The following is a 787-nucleotide window of genomic DNA, read 5'->3' on the forward strand; positions in this document are numbered from 1 at the left end:
CGCACGACCTCCAGCCCGACCACCAGCGTCCCGGACGCCTCCTGGTCACCGACACCTACGGGGTGTACGCCGTGGACAAGGCGTCGATGACCAGGACGCGCCTGCACTCGCGCCGGTACGTGAAGTCGTACGTACGGCACTCCTCCGGCGAGCAGATGTGGACGGGCGCGATCGAGGGCGGCAATGTCTTCGGCACCGAGTACGTCCACTTCAACGTCAGCGGAGTCGCCCGCGCCCGTGAGGGCGCGGTCATCTACAAGGCCCGCCTGGACACCACGGCGTACGCCTGAGACCTACGGCTGACGCCGCCGGGCGGGCAGTTCGGCCTCGATGAGGTCGGCGGCTCGGTGGGTGCCGCCCTCCTGGGCCATCCCGGCCTGGATGTCCTTCAGCCGGCGGGCGACCTCCGGATCGTCGACGAGGGCGAGGGCGGCCGTGCGCAGTGCCTCGGGGGTGGCCTCCTCGGTGGGCAGGTGCCGGGCGACACCGAGGCCCTGGAGCACGTCCGCGTTGCCGAACTGGTCGGCGGCCTGCGGTACGGCGATCATCGGGGTGGCCGTGGCCAGTCCTTCCTGGCTGCCGCCCGCCCCGGCGTGCGTGACGAACAGATCGGCCTGCTCCAGGATCGCCGGCTGCGGGACCCACCTGTGGACTTCGACATCGGCCGGTACGTCACCCAGCTCGGCCGGGTCGACGTGCTTGCCGATCTGCAGCACCAGGTGCCAGCCCGGCAGGTCGCCGAAGGCCCGTACGCAGTTGCGGTAGAACTCCGGCTGCTTGGTGAAGG

1 protein-coding gene and 1 pseudogene are annotated in these 787 nt (G+C 71.0%); one reads left to right on the forward strand and one right to left on the reverse strand.

Annotation, left to right across the window (positions count from 1 at the left end; genetic code table 11):
• Positions 1 to 290, forward strand: a pseudogene (locus tag B7L92_RS38935) (hypothetical protein); the annotation flags it as partial.
• Positions 291 to 293: 3 nt separating this feature from the next.
• On the opposite strand, the gene B7L92_RS38940 reads toward B7L92_RS38935, so the two are convergent.
• Positions 294 to 787, reverse strand: a 494-nt coding sequence (locus tag B7L92_RS38940; RefSeq protein ID WP_304364734.1) for a nucleotide disphospho-sugar-binding domain-containing protein, incomplete at its 5' end; no start/stop codon positions are given.

It is taken from the genome of Streptomyces viridosporus, from assembly GCF_002078235.1.
In the GTDB taxonomy this organism is placed as follows: Bacteria; Actinomycetota; Actinomycetes; order Streptomycetales; family Streptomycetaceae; genus Streptomyces; species Streptomyces viridosporus.